13 protein-coding genes are annotated in these 15,184 nt (G+C 58.8%); 5 read left to right on the top strand and 8 right to left on the bottom strand.

Features of this window, described 5'->3' with window-relative positions:
• Window positions 1–607: 607 nt before the first annotated feature.
• Genes ACZ5C3_RS12060 through ACZ5C3_RS12050 form a run of 3 tightly spaced genes read right to left on the bottom strand, consistent with a single transcriptional unit; the run spans window position 608 to window position 4,659 of the window.
• Window positions 608–907, bottom strand: coding sequence for a hypothetical protein (locus ACZ5C3_RS12060; protein ID WP_464037888.1), 300 nt, complete (start codon window positions 905–907; stop codon window positions 608–610).
• A gap of 2 nt (window positions 908–909) precedes the next feature.
• Window positions 910–3,117 (bottom strand): portal protein, encoded by a 2,208-nt coding sequence (locus tag ACZ5C3_RS12055; RefSeq protein ID WP_464044731.1) that lies wholly within the window; start codon window positions 3,115–3,117, stop codon window positions 910–912.
• Window positions 3,118–4,659 (bottom strand): hypothetical protein, encoded by a 1,542-nt coding sequence (locus ACZ5C3_RS12050; protein WP_464037887.1) that lies wholly within the window; start codon window positions 4,657–4,659, stop codon window positions 3,118–3,120.
• Between the two features lie 1,405 nt (window positions 4,660–6,064).
• Here ACZ5C3_RS12050 and ACZ5C3_RS12045 point away from each other — a divergent pair.
• Both ACZ5C3_RS12045 and ACZ5C3_RS12040 read left to right on the top strand, forming a co-directional pair.
• Window positions 6,065–6,319 carry a PilZ domain-containing protein gene (locus tag ACZ5C3_RS12045; protein ID WP_464037886.1) on the top strand — a complete coding sequence of 85 codons (255 nt, stop codon included), beginning with the start codon at window positions 6,065–6,067 and terminating at the stop codon, window positions 6,317–6,319.
• Window positions 6,320–6,355: 36 nt separating this feature from the next.
• On the top strand, window positions 6,356–6,712 hold the full coding sequence (locus tag ACZ5C3_RS12040) for a hypothetical protein (RefSeq protein WP_464037885.1): 357 nt from the start codon (window positions 6,356–6,358) through the stop codon (window positions 6,710–6,712).
• Between the two features lie 156 nt (window positions 6,713–6,868).
• Here the strand turns inward: ACZ5C3_RS12040 and ACZ5C3_RS12035 are convergent, their stop codons facing one another.
• Together ACZ5C3_RS12035 and ACZ5C3_RS12030 are read right to left on the bottom strand one after the other, a co-directional pair.
• On the bottom strand, window positions 6,869–7,492 hold the full coding sequence (locus ACZ5C3_RS12035) for an HAD hydrolase-like protein (RefSeq protein ID WP_464037884.1): 624 nt from the start codon (window positions 7,490–7,492) through the stop codon (window positions 6,869–6,871).
• A 120-nt stretch (window positions 7,493–7,612) separates the two neighbouring features.
• On the bottom strand, window positions 7,613–8,689 hold the full coding sequence (locus ACZ5C3_RS12030) for an AI-2E family transporter (protein WP_464037883.1): 1,077 nt from the start codon (window positions 8,687–8,689) through the stop codon (window positions 7,613–7,615).
• 171 nt (window positions 8,690–8,860) lie between these two features.
• Here ACZ5C3_RS12030 and ACZ5C3_RS12025 point away from each other — a divergent pair, with 171 nt between their 5' ends.
• Window positions 8,861–9,127 carry a hypothetical protein gene (locus ACZ5C3_RS12025; protein WP_464037882.1) on the top strand — a complete coding sequence of 89 codons (267 nt, stop codon included), beginning with the start codon at window positions 8,861–8,863 and terminating at the stop codon, window positions 9,125–9,127.
• Window positions 9,128–9,157: 30 nt separating this feature from the next.
• Here ACZ5C3_RS12025 and ACZ5C3_RS12020 read toward each other — a convergent pair whose 3' ends face one another.
• Entirely contained in the window at window positions 9,158–9,385 is a 228-nt protein-coding gene (locus ACZ5C3_RS12020) for a hypothetical protein (RefSeq protein ID WP_464037881.1), read from the bottom strand.
• A 321-nt stretch (window positions 9,386–9,706) separates the two neighbouring features.
• Here ACZ5C3_RS12020 and ACZ5C3_RS12015 point away from each other — a divergent pair, with 321 nt between their 5' ends.
• Window positions 9,707–10,420, top strand: coding sequence for an SDR family NAD(P)-dependent oxidoreductase (locus ACZ5C3_RS12015; RefSeq protein ID WP_464037880.1), 714 nt, complete (start codon window positions 9,707–9,709; stop codon window positions 10,418–10,420).
• Between the two features lie 139 nt (window positions 10,421–10,559).
• Window positions 10,560–11,615, top strand: a complete 1,056-nt coding sequence (locus ACZ5C3_RS12010; protein WP_464037879.1) for an NAD(P)H-dependent flavin oxidoreductase — start codon at window positions 10,560–10,562, stop codon at window positions 11,613–11,615.
• A 239-nt stretch (window positions 11,616–11,854) separates the two neighbouring features.
• Here the strand turns inward: ACZ5C3_RS12010 and ACZ5C3_RS12005 are convergent, their stop codons facing one another.
• Both ACZ5C3_RS12005 and ACZ5C3_RS12000 read right to left on the bottom strand, forming a co-directional pair.
• Window positions 11,855–12,631, bottom strand: a complete 777-nt coding sequence (locus tag ACZ5C3_RS12005; RefSeq protein WP_464037878.1) for a cysteine hydrolase family protein — start codon at window positions 12,629–12,631, stop codon at window positions 11,855–11,857.
• Between the two features lie 324 nt (window positions 12,632–12,955).
• Window positions 12,956–15,178, bottom strand: coding sequence for a xanthine dehydrogenase family protein molybdopterin-binding subunit (locus ACZ5C3_RS12000; RefSeq protein ID WP_464037877.1), 2,223 nt, complete (start codon window positions 15,176–15,178; stop codon window positions 12,956–12,958).
• Window positions 15,179–15,184 lie beyond the last annotated feature (6 nt).

The raw sequence follows: 15,184 nt of genomic DNA, 5'->3' as shown, positions 1-15,184 counted from the left end.
TCTCCTGGGTTTGTTTTACCGGCTGTCGTCAATCCAGAGCTACTACGATTTGGATCCAACTGACCTTCTAATTGTTTGATTCTGCCCTGCATGTAATCAACTTTTCGATGCCGTAAGCCCCTTTCAACCATCGCCCACACTGTCGCCGCCCCTCCAAGAGTTATAGCAACTGCAAATCTGAAATCGGCGAAAGCGGTCAACACCAACGACATTACGACAGAAAAGTTCGTGTCTTGTCCGGCGATGGCCTCCACAGCCCTGAAGATAAAATACGCAACCGCGACTGCGACAGCTCCCCTGATAGCCGTACGTATCGTGCGGTATAGCTGATCGGTCGCGTATAGCTGGATTCTCTCGCGCGACTCTTCCGACAAGGACATATGGCAACTTCCCCCCGGTTGAAGATAGCCATATCTACACGTAATAATCAATTAATCGCGAGCCGCGCTTGCCCTGGCAGCACCAGATAAACGCCAGTTTACTTCGCCAAGAATCGCTGAATTAGCGTAGCTACCCTCGGAAACTCCTACAATATGAGGGCCGCCTAAAGCGTTGCGGCGTCGCAATAATTAGGAATTAGATCCCAACACAATGAACGGACCGACGTTTACCCAATCCCAAACCGTTTCCGCCGCTCGGCGTCGCGGGCCAGATCGTCGAGCTGTTTCGCAGCCACGTGGCCGTTAGCGACGATGCTAGAGAGATGTGCACGCACCTTGCCGACCACATTCACGGCGATGAACAACTTCTCGCGCCCGCGCTCGTCATCGATGTGGGTGGCGCGCCAGCGCTCGATATAAGCCGCTTCAAGGGCGCTGAACGCCTCGTCGAGCAGCACGTTATCGAGCAACGCCTTTGCCCGCGCGCCGCGGGACATCTCGTTGTTGGCCTTCAATTCGTCGATCATCGTCAAACGGTGCCCTGCGTGTTGTGCGCCATCTTCTGCTGGTGCGCTTCGGCACCCGCGGCCAGGTTGAAGTGCCCCTGCGCCATGGCATGCTCGTGCATCTGGCGAGCATGCTCCATTCGCTGTTCGTGTTCGCGGTCCCGGCGCGCTTCCTCGCGTTTGAATTTTTCGCGCTCCAGGTCGGCTTCCAACAAAGCCAGCTCCCGCTTCAGCGTGAAGTCACGTTCGGTCTGCGCCATTTCAGCGCGGGTCTTGTCGCGCTGGGTCTCGATGTCCGCCTGCGCCTGCACGCTCTCGATCTGCGCCTTGCGCTGATCGGCTTTCTCGTCCAGCGCGGCTTTCATCTGCAGTCCGGCCATCACTGGGTCCGGCTTTTGCGACGAGGCCTGCGCCATCGTCTTGCCTTCTGGCGAGTCCGGGTCGGTCATGTACGGGCTGACATCCTTCAGGTCGATGACTTTGCACAGCTCCTTCGCCGCATTGAAGATGTTCTTCGGCGTGACGACCGGCAAGCCGCCCATCATCGCCTCCTTCTGCAGGTTCATCAGCATGGTGAGATTGGCCGCCCGCTCCTGCCGGGTTCCGGAGCCAAGCCCCACCTTCACCGTCATATCGTTACGGGTCTTCCAACCGCGGGGGTCGACCGGCACCCACTGCTTACGTAGCTCAACGGTGTCGGCCTGCGTGGCGTGCTTGCGGATGATGCCGTGCAGCAGCAGGAACAGATCGCGGATACCGGTCTCGGCGAAGATGCGCGCGATCAGCTTCATGCGCGCTTGCGCAGCACTGTAACCCTGCGCCGATGCAGTCGCCGACACGTTCTGCAGCGAGTTGGCATCAATGCCCTGCCCTTGCCGCGTGACACCGGTGCGCCACTCACGCGTGGCGTCCATATATTCGATCACCGGAAGCACATCGCCGGCAATGGCCGGATGCTTGAACGGCTCCACCGCTCCTTGCGTCTTGGCGCGGATAATCCCGCCAGGCCGCGCCACCAGCAGATCGTCGATGGTGTTCTCGCTAGCGAGTCCTTCATAGACAATGGTGCGCGGGTTGTTCGCCAGATATTGCGCATCCAGCATCGCGCGCACCAGCGCGGTCTTGATCCGCTGGATGTCCATCACCAGGTCCGCGATAGAGCGGCCGAAGAAGCGATGGGTGACGATCACTGGCGTCATCGCGGCGAACGGCATCATATCCACCTGCTCGATGTCCTCGCGCCCGTCCTTGCGGAGAATCTCTTCCTGGCCGCCGCCGGTCGTGACCTTGTAGAGACAGGCCCTGCCATTTCCCTCGTAATCCATCCGGATGTAATGCTCGACCACCTCGATGATGCGCGATGCGGCATTGGTGCTGCTGTCCGCCCAATATTCCTCATCGACACTGTCCCGGCTCAGCTCCTCGGTGTTGGACGTATTGCCATAGGTCTGTAGCGCCTTTACCTGAGCACCGTCATAGCCCTGCTCAATCAACTGAGCCTCGGTCAGCGTCACGATCTTATGGAAGCAATAATTACTGGCAGCGATGGAGCGCGCGTTGCGCTCGATGCCGAATTCCTCGGGAGGAACCCCCTCAACGCGCGCCTGCTCGAACTTGCGGGTGGTGACAATGGTGATGTCGTGGGTCACAAGAATCGACGGCTGGCCAGTCGCCGGATTGACCGCCCCGGGGTTTTCCTTCCGCGTATGCGCCTCGATGGCGAGCGCACCGTTACTTTGGAGGACCGCCTGCGCCAACAATGCGAAGGCGTCATCGGACTGGTCGATGTAGGTCTCGCGCTCTTCCTCCGTGCGCGTTTCCCACCAGGCTTTCACCACGCCAACCTTTTGCAGCAGCGCATCCTTGATGAACGAATACAGGATCAGGAATCCCGGATTGCGCTGCATGAAGACGTGATTGACATAATCGGTTTCCTGCTCGGCGGCAGCAACGTCTTCCGCGCTCACCGGATTGAAGCAGACGATCTCATCAGAGCCGCAGAAGATCTCCATCAGGCTCGGCATCAGACCTTCAATGGTGTCCGCCACATCGGTAGAGACCGCGCCCGAGCGGCCTTCGAGTTGCGGCATGTCCTTGCGCATGTCCCCGAGGTAATAGTCCATCGCGTCAGCGCGCTCGATGGAGAGCCGTGCCGACGAGGTTGCCGCCAGCGCATCGGCCTTCTCCGCCGCAAGCATGGCCTGCAGCGTGGATACAGACATTTTTGCCATTTATGCGATGCCTTGACGTGGATAGTTGATGGGACGGTTGAACGATGAAGGCGCAACAGGTTTGGCGAAGGTCAGCGCCACCGCGTCCCATTCGTCGGGGCTGAGCGCATCGCGCCGCCGCATGTCCTCCTTTTTCTCCAGCACCAGCCGTGTGTTGCTGTCGTATTTGTAAGTTGGGCCGCAGGCATCGGCCTGCAGGCTGTCGCTGTCAGGGATTTGCGCGCCGGACGAATCTTCCAGCCAATCCTTCGATTTCATCCAGATCTCCGCACGCCGGTTGAGCGGCCCGCCGCTCGGCCTGCCGCGCTCATCGAGCGGCGGCGGCTCGTAAGGCGCAGCACCAAAATTCACCGCTTCGATGATAGAAGCGTAAGGTTCACCCATATGGCGGATCTGGTCGAACACACCTGCGCCGACCCCACCCACATCGATGAACATCTTTGTCGGCTTGTCACGATCGATGACAGCCTTGGCCCAGCCCGCGCCCTGCACGGTGTCGAGCTTCTGCTTCGATTCCACTTTCAGCACACGCCGCCCGCGCCGCCACGCCATCGAGTGACGATCGCTGCCCATCCATGCGGGATCGTAACCGATCACCAGCGGGCCCGACGCCTCGCATTGCGCCTTGCGCGCACGCGCGACGAGCGCGGGCGGAATGAAGCTGTCATGTCCGGACATCTGGAATGCTTCCGCAGCAGTTGCCGGATATTCCTGTTTAAAGAGCACCGGATCTTTCAATTCCACGATCTTGTTCCGGCGCCAGGACATCTGCTCGTCATCGAGGCCGTAAAACGCGGCATACTCGCTCTCCTCCTCGTCCAGCATGAAGTCGGCCGGCGGCGCTTTGCGGTATTCCTGTTGCCAGAACCACGGAATGAAAATTGCGATGTAATCGCTCTTGCCGGCTTCGGCATCGCGCCATTTGCGATGAAAGAAGTTGCCGACACCGTTGGCCGTGCTCTCCAGAATGATCTCGGTGCCAGGCTCATCCGACACCGCCTGCAGCACACCAGCGGCATGCGTGTCGGCATGCGGCCAGAAGCCGACCTCGGAACCGTGAAACAGTTGCAATGTCGATGAACGCCCCACGCCCTTCGTGCCAGCGGTGCCGACCTTGTAGGCACTGTCGAGCACGTCGAAGTTCAGTTCCTTGGCGTTGGCCGATCCGGTCGACGGCTTCACCAGTGGATGGCAGTGCTGATGATAGCGAGTGACCATCTCGAATAGGTTCTGCGTCGCCGCGTCCTCATGAGTGAGAATGAAGGCTCTTAAGCCGCGGCCGTGCGAGACGCGGTGGTAGTAACGGCCCTCCACATAAGTGGAACAACCTTGTTGCCGTCCCTTCAAGATCAGTGCCCGGACTTTTCCGGTCTCGGCCCTCTGCCCCTCGAGCCGTTCATGAACGTGAAGCTGCGCCCGGTTCAGAATCAGCGGTTCAATCCTGCCGGACTTCGATCTGATCTTCAGGCACTTCGATGCGTAGTAAGGAAAGTCATCGCGAAGTCTTACGCGAATTTGTCTTTCGCGCATCGTCAAGTTCATTCAACGCGTCCTCGTGGCGCATGACCATCTCGCCGGAATGCTTCACACCGGACAGCCGCGCATGCAAATACGGCGCCGCCGCTTTGGCCGCGTCCATCCGATCCCCTTGCGATTGTGCCTCATCACGCAAAATCGAGAGCATGTAATCGACGGGCGAGAGATCGCTGGCCGCCCTGCGAACGTTCGTTACGCGAGCGGCAGAGCCTGTATCGGTAGTACTCGCCTTGGCAGCGCTCGCCTTACGCGTTGTTCGTGCTCCGCGCTGCGCCATCTTAAAAACCATCTCAAAACAAAAGCGCCCGGCGGGATATCCGTCGGGCGCAACTTGTCACGATCCACTTACGCCAATAAGCCATTCACGCCATCGCGTAAACAAAGACGACAAGCCTCCGCATTGAATAATGTGAAAACTCAAATTCGGCGACAGCGATCAGATGAACCGCAATTGCTTGCGCTCCTCGCCGCGCCATTCTTAGAGCTCATCTCAAAACAAAAAACGCCCGCTCGGGTGTCCGGCGGGCGCAACTTGTCACGATCCACTTACGCCAATAAGCCATTTGGGTTATCGCGTAAACAGGAAGAACGATCCGTGACTTTGAATAGCGTGAATACGCGTGGTGTACGCGCGCATAAGTGAAAAGCGCCATCACACCACCTGTCATAGTATGCGAATATACTGCCTGCGATGCACGTGACGTAGCTATGTTCGTTATCGTACATGCGCCGAAGATTCAGATGGCAGGATCGTCGCGCACCTCTATTTCATTATTCGTTAGGCTTCGGAAAATTTTTACAAGAAAATCGCGCGCAGGAATTTCATTGTTCATTCTTGCTCGCCCAACTCTCGCCAATTTTTCTTACTGTTTTGCATCGTAAGCCCCCGATTTAAGAAGAGGCGCGTTATTGGAAGCTATTGATCAACGGTTCGAAGCGTTTCCGGACCCCTGTGACAACTGGATCGTTTGGGATAACGACGAAGATCACTTCGCAGAAGTTGGCACGCAATACCTGATCTCCCTTTCGGAGAGTTCGGCCCGCTCGTTCTGCAGTTTGCTAAATAGATTGTTGCCGCGGATCGATGGACATTCGCCGACTGACCCAGGGCAGATGACGACAACGCAAGCACGCCGCGGGCAAAGTTCCCACCAGAAACAACCTTAGTGTGCCCCCGCCGCTACAGACTCACTGCACGCTGCGTGGTTTGATTTAATCATTAAACAGACGTAATGATTTTACAGTAGCGACATTAGCTTCGCTCGGATCTTAGCCAGCCCTGTCGGCTGGCTTCTTCTTTCGTATCCTCCTTGCGTACTTCGCTTGCGGACGTCTCCAGCGCAAATGCCGATCGTTAGAATTTGAATGATCAAGCAACGCCTAAATTAAGCCTGATATGCCCAGGTAGAACATGCTCAAAACCAAAGCTAAGCGACACGGCCGGCGCATGGTCCGCCACATGGACGCATGGATCTCGCCGGACGATGTACAGAGAACAGAATGCAAGATTATTGATCTCTCCGCCCATGGCGCGAGACTGGTGCTTCCGCGCGAAAGCTCGCTACCCCGCACCTTTACCCTGCGGTGGAATGCCGCGCCCTCCGGCAAACACTGCCAGGTGGTCTGGCGCAACGGATCAATGACCGGCGTCAAGTTTCTCGACTGAGCCGCTCGTACTGAAATTCAAACACCGCGATATTGAATGCCTCAAAAGATCTTCCGCCTGCTCGCCTGGTGCTCGCTGCTCGCGATCTTCCTGTTCACCGACGCGCCCATCTGGCTGCGTCCTGTCACGCACTTCTCGCCAAACCTTGAGCGGTTCGTGGCGCTCTTCGTCGTCGCCGCACTGTTCGTTCTCGCCTACCCGAAGAAGTCGATGTTCATCACAGGGTTCCTCATTTGCGCCGTCGGGCTTTTCGAGGCACTACAGATGCTGTTCGCGGGACGGCACGCCACGCTGCACGATGTCGGGGTCAAGGATGCGGGCGTGCTTGCGGGCGTCTGGCTCGGCAGCCTGCTGAGCGATCTTTCGCAGATGTTCAGGACAGCCGAGGGCTAGTGTCCCGATTCCAAAGTTCGCATTATTCCGCGGCACGTTTGTTTGCGAACCTCGGAATCGAAGGACACTAGCAAGTTATAGATCTCGTGTGGCTTTGGTTCAGAAGTCCGCATTCCAGACTCGCCGCACGATGATGCGGACTTCTGAACCGCCACACTAAACGAGCCGGCGGATGTCATCTATGCTGGAGAATACCAATGCCGGCGATGTCTTCGCCAGCGCCGCTGGTGTGGCATACCCCCAGCTGACCGCTCCGAAGGCGATACCCGCCTTCTGCGCCGCTTCACCGTCCCGCACTTCGTCGCCAATGGAAATGGCGTCGGACGCCGGAATGCCCGTGCGCCGGAGCACGGCCTTGTATTTCACCGCTTTGCCGAACATCGATGCGCCACAGTCGAAGTGCGCGATGTATTGCGTGGCATCCCCAAGCGCCGCTCGAACGTTACCCTCGCTGTCGGACGAGACCATCGCCGTGACGACACCGGCCTCCGCGAAGTGACGCAGCATGTGGTCGACACCTGCGAACAGCGGAATATCCTTGAGTCGCTCGGTTTTCATGCGCCGCATATCGCGGGCGATCGCCGGAATCTTCCAGAACGGGACTCCGAGAAACTCCACCAGCTCCCGCGAGCCCTTGCCGCGCATCTCCTCCACCTCATGCGGCGCCACGCGGCGAAAACCATGCGTCCCGGCGACATCGTTCACGACGCTGAGAAACCACGGAAAGCTGTCCAGCAACGTGCCGTCGAGATCAAAGATCACAAGCTTGTATTTACGCATTCGGGGAAACCATGTCGGGCAAAGACCGATTGATACGAGCCACCGGAACAACGATCAACCTGTCCGACTGTCACAGGCGCGCAATTTTGCGTCATACGCTCCGAGTCAGATCAGAGGCCTTCAGCCCTCGTCCAGCGGCACCTGCCGTGACTCGGCGAAACTCTCCCACGCCACCATGAACATTGCCGCGATCACCGGGCCAATAACGAATCCGTTGAGTCCAAACACCTGAATTCCCCCAAGTGTCGACAGCAGGACGACATAGTCCGGCAGCTTGGTGTCCTTCCCGACCAGGTAGGGCCGCAGGAGATTGTCCACGAGACCGATGACCAGCACGCCCCAGGCAATGAGAAATACTCCTTGCCATATCGAGCCGGTGGCGAGGAAATAGATCGCGACTGGCAGCCACACAATCCCCGCGCCTATCGCTGGCAGCAGCGACAGAAAGGTCATCAGCACCGCCCACAACAGCGGCGCGCGGACGCCGAGAAACCAGAACGCCAATCCCCCAAGCGTCCCCTGCACAATCGCCACCAGGATTCCGCCCTTCACCGTGGCGCGCACGACGATGGCAAATCGAGAAAACAGCGCGGACTTCTGATCCTCACGCAGCGGAATGGCACGCTTCAATCGATCCGCGAGATAGGCACCATCGCGCAGCAGGAAGAACAGCAGATAAAGCATGATGCCGAGGCCAAGCAGAAAGTCGAACGTATTGAGCCCGATGGTTAGGGCTTGCGGTGCCAACGCCTGGCCGCCCTTCATCAGACCAGATGACAAGCTTTCGCGGAGTGTGGATAAATCCGGAAGATTGACGCGATCCAGCAGGCTTCTGATCCAGCCCGGCAGCGCATCGAACACCTGCTGAACATATGCGCCGAAATTGATCTCGCCTGACTGCACCTTGGCATAGATGCCGGTGGCTTCGCGAACCAGTGAGGTCGCGACCATCGCCAGCGGCAGGATCACCATCGCTGTGATGAGCAACACCGCGATTGTCGCGGCTAGGCTTGGCTTCTCGGTGGACCGCAGCAGCCTCCGGTAAAGCGGCGCAAAGATCACTGCACCCACGATCGCCCAGAGGATCGCGCCATAGAACGGCTGCAAGATCCAGCCGAATGCGATGGTGACAATGACAATGAGCAGCAGAAAAGTGGTGTCTTCGAAGCTACGCTTCTCGCCGGCTTGTCTGGTCATCGCGTCGCTCCCGACGATCTTTGCCGCCGACTTTACTGAAGATCCGCGCCCAACACCGGCGCTGTTGCCTCACCTGTCCTCCGCCAGGCCTGATAACGCATGTACGGAACATGCCCGGCTCGCTGACGTTTCTACAAGTGATCGATGCTACGTATATGAGAGGATTCATCAATGCCGGACTTTCCAGACCCGCCCTTTATCTACGAAGGCGCGGACAACATCCTCGGCGAGAAGCCAACAGCCATTCCGGGTAAGAAACCGGAAGGATCCGTCAGCGAGTCGGTCTCGCGCGCCATCCATGCGATTCAGAACACAATTAATACCGCCAAGCAGCCGGGAATGCCGCTCAGCATTCTCAGCAACGTCGTGCGGGAAGCGCCGCTCGGCTCGCTGCTGTTGGCCTTTGTGCTTGGAATAGCGGTGGGCCGGCGGCGATAGCCGCAAAGCGGCTACGCCAAGCCTCTTCTCTCATGCCGATCGGTTGGAAGCCTGCGTCTCCGGGACGTCGGAATGCTTCATGCCGTTACGAAGATAGGTCAACCCGCTGACAGCCAGCCGGTTGGCATCCTCTTCGCCTTCCGCATTCAGCTTCTCGATATAGCCGGTCAATTCGACCCTCTTCACATCGAGATCATCCTTCGTCAGACCGTGCATCATGCCGAAGGTGTTGAGGCATCGTTCTACAATGTCGTTCATCCAGCCGCCTTTCTTTCAATGAGGACAAACGCGGACCACGCAATTTTGTTCCCGAATAGCGGAACTGTCCCCTACGACCAGTCACGTTCATTTAAATCGAATCAAGAGGCCGGAGCCTCTCGACGGTCTTGAAATCTCATCCACCTGGAGGGCTCGGTTGTCCCCAAAATAAGTGGTGTCGCCGGTCCTCCAGCGAAGAACGGACGGCGGAAGACCCGAAGGCGGAGCAACGACGCTTCAGCGCCTCCCCCCAAAGAGTGAATTCTCCTTGCGGCATGCCTGCCGTAGGTTCAGCACGCTTGTCCTGGAAAGGGATCGACCATGAGCAACGCAGGGAAAATTGCGATCGTTACCGGTGCATCGCAAGGCCTCGGCGCCGGCATCGTCAAGGGATATCGCGACGCTGGCTACGCCGTAGTGGCCAACTCCCGCAACATCAAGCCGAGCTCGGATGAAAACGTCATCGCCGTGCCTGGCAACATCGGCGACCGCGCTGTGGCCAAAAAGGTGGTCAAGACCGCGATCGATCGCTTCGGCCGCATCGACACCTTGATCAATAATGCCGGCATCTACATCGGCAAGCCGTTTACCGAATACACCGAAGACGACTTCCTCAACGTGCTCGATGTCAACGTCGCGGGCTTCTTTCACATCACGCAGCTCGCTATTCCGCAGATGCTGAAGCAAGGTCGCGGCCATATCGTGCAGATGACCACGGCTCTGGTCGACCAGCCGCTGGTGGAGTTGCCTTCAGGTCTTGCTGTTTTGACCAAGGGCGGCCTCGATGCTGTGACCCGCGCGCTAGCCATCGAATATGCCAAGAGCGGCATCCGCGTAAATGCAGTAGCACCGGGTATAATCAAAACACCGATGCACGCTCCGAAGACGCACGAGTTTCTCGCGGGCCTGCATCCAATGGGCCGAATGGGTGAAGTGAAGGATATCGTCGACGCGGTGCTCTATCTTGAGCGCGCCGAATTCGTCACCGGCGAAACGCTCAATATCGACGGCGGCCAGCACGCGGGCCGCTGGTAATCGCGGGGCGACGGCCTCCCCACCCCAGAATGGAGAAAGCGGCTTGCCGTACGCGGAGGCTCTTCGGTATGAATTGCCGAAGGACTTTTCGCGCTGTTCCCTCTATAACGACCAAGCTTCGAACAGTAGAAAGAAGGCCATGAGCAACTGGCAAGACAATCGCATCACGCGTCTTTTCGGCATCGAACTTCCCATCATCCAGGCACCGATGGCCGGCGCGACCACGCCGGAGATGGTGATCGCGACGAGCGAATCCGGCGGGCTCGGCTCGCTCCCCGGCGCGATGCTGTCGATCGAACAGATGAAAGCGTCGCTCGACCAGATCCGTAAAGCGACCAAGAAGCCGATCAACGTGAACTTCTTCACCCACGTTCCGCCGAAAGCGGACGCTGCCAGCCAGATGGCATGGCGCGCGAAGCTCGCACCTTATTATGTCGAGCACGGGCTCGATCCAGCCGCGCCCATTCCGGCCACGGGCCGTGCGCCGTTTGATGCGGAATACTGCGCGGTGATGGAAGACTATCGTCCCGAAGTGGTGAGCTTCCATTTCGGCCTGCCGGAGCCTGCCCTGCTCGATCGCGTGAAGCGAACCGGCGCGAAGGTCATTGCATCGGCCACCACGGTCGCCGAAGCGCGCTGGCTCGCGGAGCGCGGTATCGATGCCGTGATCGCCATGGGCTATGAAGCCGGTGGCCATCGCGGCAACTTCCTCACCGACGATATGTCTACGCAGGTCGGCACCATCGCGCTGGTACCGCAGATCGTCGATGCGATCAAACTGCCGGTGATCGCAGCGGGCGGCATTTCCGATCCGCGTGGTGTGCGCGCTGCTTTTGCCTTGGGTGCATCCGCCGTGCAGGTGGGCACCGCTTATCTTCTAACACCGGAAGCGAAGGTCAACGCGTACCACCGCGAAGCACTCAAGATCGGGCGCGACGACGGCACGGCGCTGACCAACCTCTTCACCGGGCGGCCTGCGCGCGGCATCTATAACCGCCTGATGCGTGAAATCGGTCCAATCTCCGAACATGCACCAGCCTTCCCGACTGCAGGCAGCGCCCTCGCGCCGCTACGCGCGGTGACGGAGAAAGCGAACTCATCCGACTTCAGCAATATGTGGTCGGGCCAGGCCGCCGGTCTCGTGCGTGAAATGTCGAGCGCGCAGCTCACGCGCTATCTCATGGAAGGCAATTGAGGCACAGGCTTCAAGACAAACGGCACACAAGAGCAGATGGCTCGGCAACGCCGGACCTTGGTCGTTTCGTCCGGCAGACATTTTCCATGAGACAAGCGCACGAGGGGCGCCACGACAATGGCGCCCCTCGGCTCGATTATTCCCGCCTCCACAATCAGGCACACGCCCCGCCTCGATTGTCCTCGTGCGCCGCCTATCGTGCCTCGGGAATAATGTTGGATGAAAGCTTTGGCTTCGCCTTAAGCCGATTGATCAAGGAGCTTGGCAAAGGTGTCAGATGAAATCACGGGCGCGAAGAAATTATTGATGCGCTCCAGTGCGGGGGCCAGTTGCTCCGGCTTTTGCGTCCCGGTGGCGTCACCGATCACGATCGGCAGATATCCGTTGTCACGTGCAGCGCGCGCATTTCCCTCGATGCACCAATCCGTGTGGATACCAGTGAGAACAAGGACTTCGATCTTCTTCCGTGACAACTCCAGCGGAAGCTGCGTCCCCACAAAGGCTGTCTGCAGGGCCAGTTCGTTGAATTCGAGGTCGCCCGGCTTGACCAGCTCTCGCAGCTCGGGAACCAGCTCGTTGTCGGCTTTCTTTTTCTCCTCAGAGAAATTGAGCCCATTTATCCATGTCTCGTACTGCACCCGGTCGAATTCAGACTGAGGATAGTTTTCGCGGAAGACGGAATATCCAATCCAGCTGAACGACTTGAAGTTCGATGCCTTCCTCGCGGCCTTGACCGCTTTGACGGTGGCGACCAAAGACCCACGCTCCCAATGCTTCTCGGATGCTTGCGCGCCCCACGACTGATAGAGCGAATTGTTCTGGCTAACTGATGCGAAAGCGGCCGGCTTCTTCAGGATCGCGGCCAGATCGAGCTTCTTCCATTGCGGAGCAAGTTCGGGAATCGCCTTGAGTTCGTCTCCTGCGGACGCCGCTATTGCGCCTCCTGCGTTCAATAAAGCCCCTGCTGCAGCGAGACTTGCAGCTCCGCCGATCACAGCCCTTCGAGATGCCTGCATGATTTGACCTCCACATGTTCAAGCATGCGAAGGCTAGCAACAGCGACGAACAAAGTGCTTCCAAATTATCTTGGTGCAAGGAAACGAGACCGCCAACGAATTTGCTTCTCTCGAAATCTTTCGTCTTTTAAGTGGGAAAGAAAACAGACCACCAGAATTCACCGGCATAACCCTCCGGCGGAATCGCTCAGACGTCATGATCGCATGTGGGAGATATTCTCCCGGCGTCTCGCGCATGGAGAAAAAGATTGCCGGCATCACTCATAAAAGCAAAAAGCCCGGCGATGCCGGGCCTTCGTCATTTCGTATGCAATCCGCTTTATCCTACACCGAACGCAGCGCAGCCTTCACCTTGTCCCGCTTGAACGGCACGGAGCGCATCCGCGCGCCGGTGGCATCGAAGATAGCGTTGGACACCGCGGCAGGAATCACCGCCGCTGTCGGCTCGCCCGCACCCCACGGCTTTTCAGTGGGACGATCAATCAGTTCGATCTCGATCTCCGGCAATTCCGGGAAACGCAGGATCGGATAGCTCGCCCAGTCGAGCGACGTGACGTTGCTGCGGTCGAAGGTGACTTCTTCCTTCAGCGTGCGGCTCACGGTCTGAATGACGTTGCCTTCGATCTGCGCCTTGACGCCGTTCGGATTAATCACCTGCCCGCAATCGTGCACCACATAGACCTTGGTGACGCGGACATCGCCCGAGGTACGGTCCACCACAACCTCAGCCACCGCGCCGACATAGGTGCGGACGAGTTCGTATTTCACGTAGCTGACGCCGCGGCCTTTGACGATATTGCCCGACATATCCTTGCGCGGCGATGGCCGCGTCTCCCATTTCGACAACTTCGCAAGGCGCTCCAGAATATCCAGCCCACGCTTGTCCGCTGGATCCGTATAGCGCACGCGAAACTCCAGCGGATCGGCATTCAGCGTTGCTGCGATCTCGTCGAGAAAGCACTCGTTGGCAAAGGTGTTTTGCATGCGCCCTGGCGTCCTGATCCAGGACGGCCGAAACGGTGTGGTCTCCAGACGGTGACAGACCGTCTTGATGTTCGGAAACTTGTAGCCGATGGCGGAGTCACCAACGATGCCGCCCGGCGACAGCATGCCGTCCACCGGCTTGTCGCTCAGCGTTGCGGCCACGAGATCAACGGTGCCGGCTGCGCCTTGCGGGATGAAGAATTCGGAATCCCACGCAACCACCTTGCCCTCGCTGTCGAGCTTGGCGCGCAGGTCGATCAGCGTCGGCGGCCCCTTGGGGTCCCAGCCGTGCTCGTCGGCGCGTGACCACTGCACGCGCACCGGCTTGCCGACGGCCTTGGCCAGTACCGCAGCATCGGCGGCCGCATCCTCGTGACCATTGCGACCATAACAGCCCGCACCGTCCACATAGATGCAGCGCACGTCGTCGAGCGACATCCCGAACATCTTGGCGAGCTGCTTGCGCAGATTGTGCGTCGCCTGCGATGCCGACCACGACGTCAGTTTACCGTCCTTGAATTCGGAAATGGCGCAAGACGGGCCGATCGAGCCGTGGGTATGGATGGTGAAGTCGTAAGTCGCCTTGAGAGTTCGCCCCTCACCCGCCATTGCGGCGGCAACGTCGCCGATATTGCTCGTGACATCATCCTTGAGGATCTTCGTGGCGCGCACGTGTTCCCACAGCTTCTTCTCATCCGGCAAAGTTTGCGACTTCGACCACGTCGCCTTGATCTCACGCGCTGCACGCACCGCCGACCATTCGTTATCGGTGACGATGCCGAGGAAATTGCCGTCGCGCACCACTTTAACGATGCCGGGAATATCCTTGATCGAGGCTTCGTCCACGCTCTCAAGCGACGCACCGATCGCAGGCGGACGCACCACGCTTCCGTGCAGCATGCCCGGCACGCGGAAGTCATGCATATACGTAAAGCGCCCGGTGAGCTTTTCCGGAATGTCAGCACGCGCAATGGATTTGCCGACGATCTTGTAGTCGGCAGGGTCCTTCCCTGTCGCGGCCTTGTCGACCTTCAGCTCGAAAGTCTTGCCACCGACCAGCTCGCCGTAAGTGATGCCAGCACCACCGGCCTTCGCACCGATCTTGCCATCGCTGACAGACAATTCGCTTTTGTCGACATTGAGGCGCTGCGCCGCCTGATCAAGCAACGCGCTCCGCGCCGTCGCCGCTGCCTGACGGATCTGCATGCCGCCGGTCTGGATCGACTGGCTGCCATAGGTCGCGCCTTGATCCGGCGTCAGCGCGGTATCGCCTTCAACTACTGTGACGCTCGCAAGCGGCACATCCAGTTCTTCCGCAACGATCTGCGAGAGCGCCGTTCGGACGCCGGTGCCGAGATCGACCTTGCCGGCATAGAGCGTCACACCGCCCTTGGCGTCGATGGCGAGAAACGACTCGACCTGATCGAGTGTAACCGGCTTTGCAACAGCGGCTGCATCCTGCGCCAGGGCAGCATCGATGCGTGGTGAGATGGAGAAAGTAACGACCAGTGCACCGCCTGCCTTGAGCAGATCGCGCCGTGATGTCCGGAATGGAGCGTTCATGATGCC

The sequence above is a fragment of the Afipia dichlorophenoxyacetatis genome (assembly GCF_055386385.1).
This window is presented reverse-complemented; position numbering and strand designations above follow the sequence as displayed.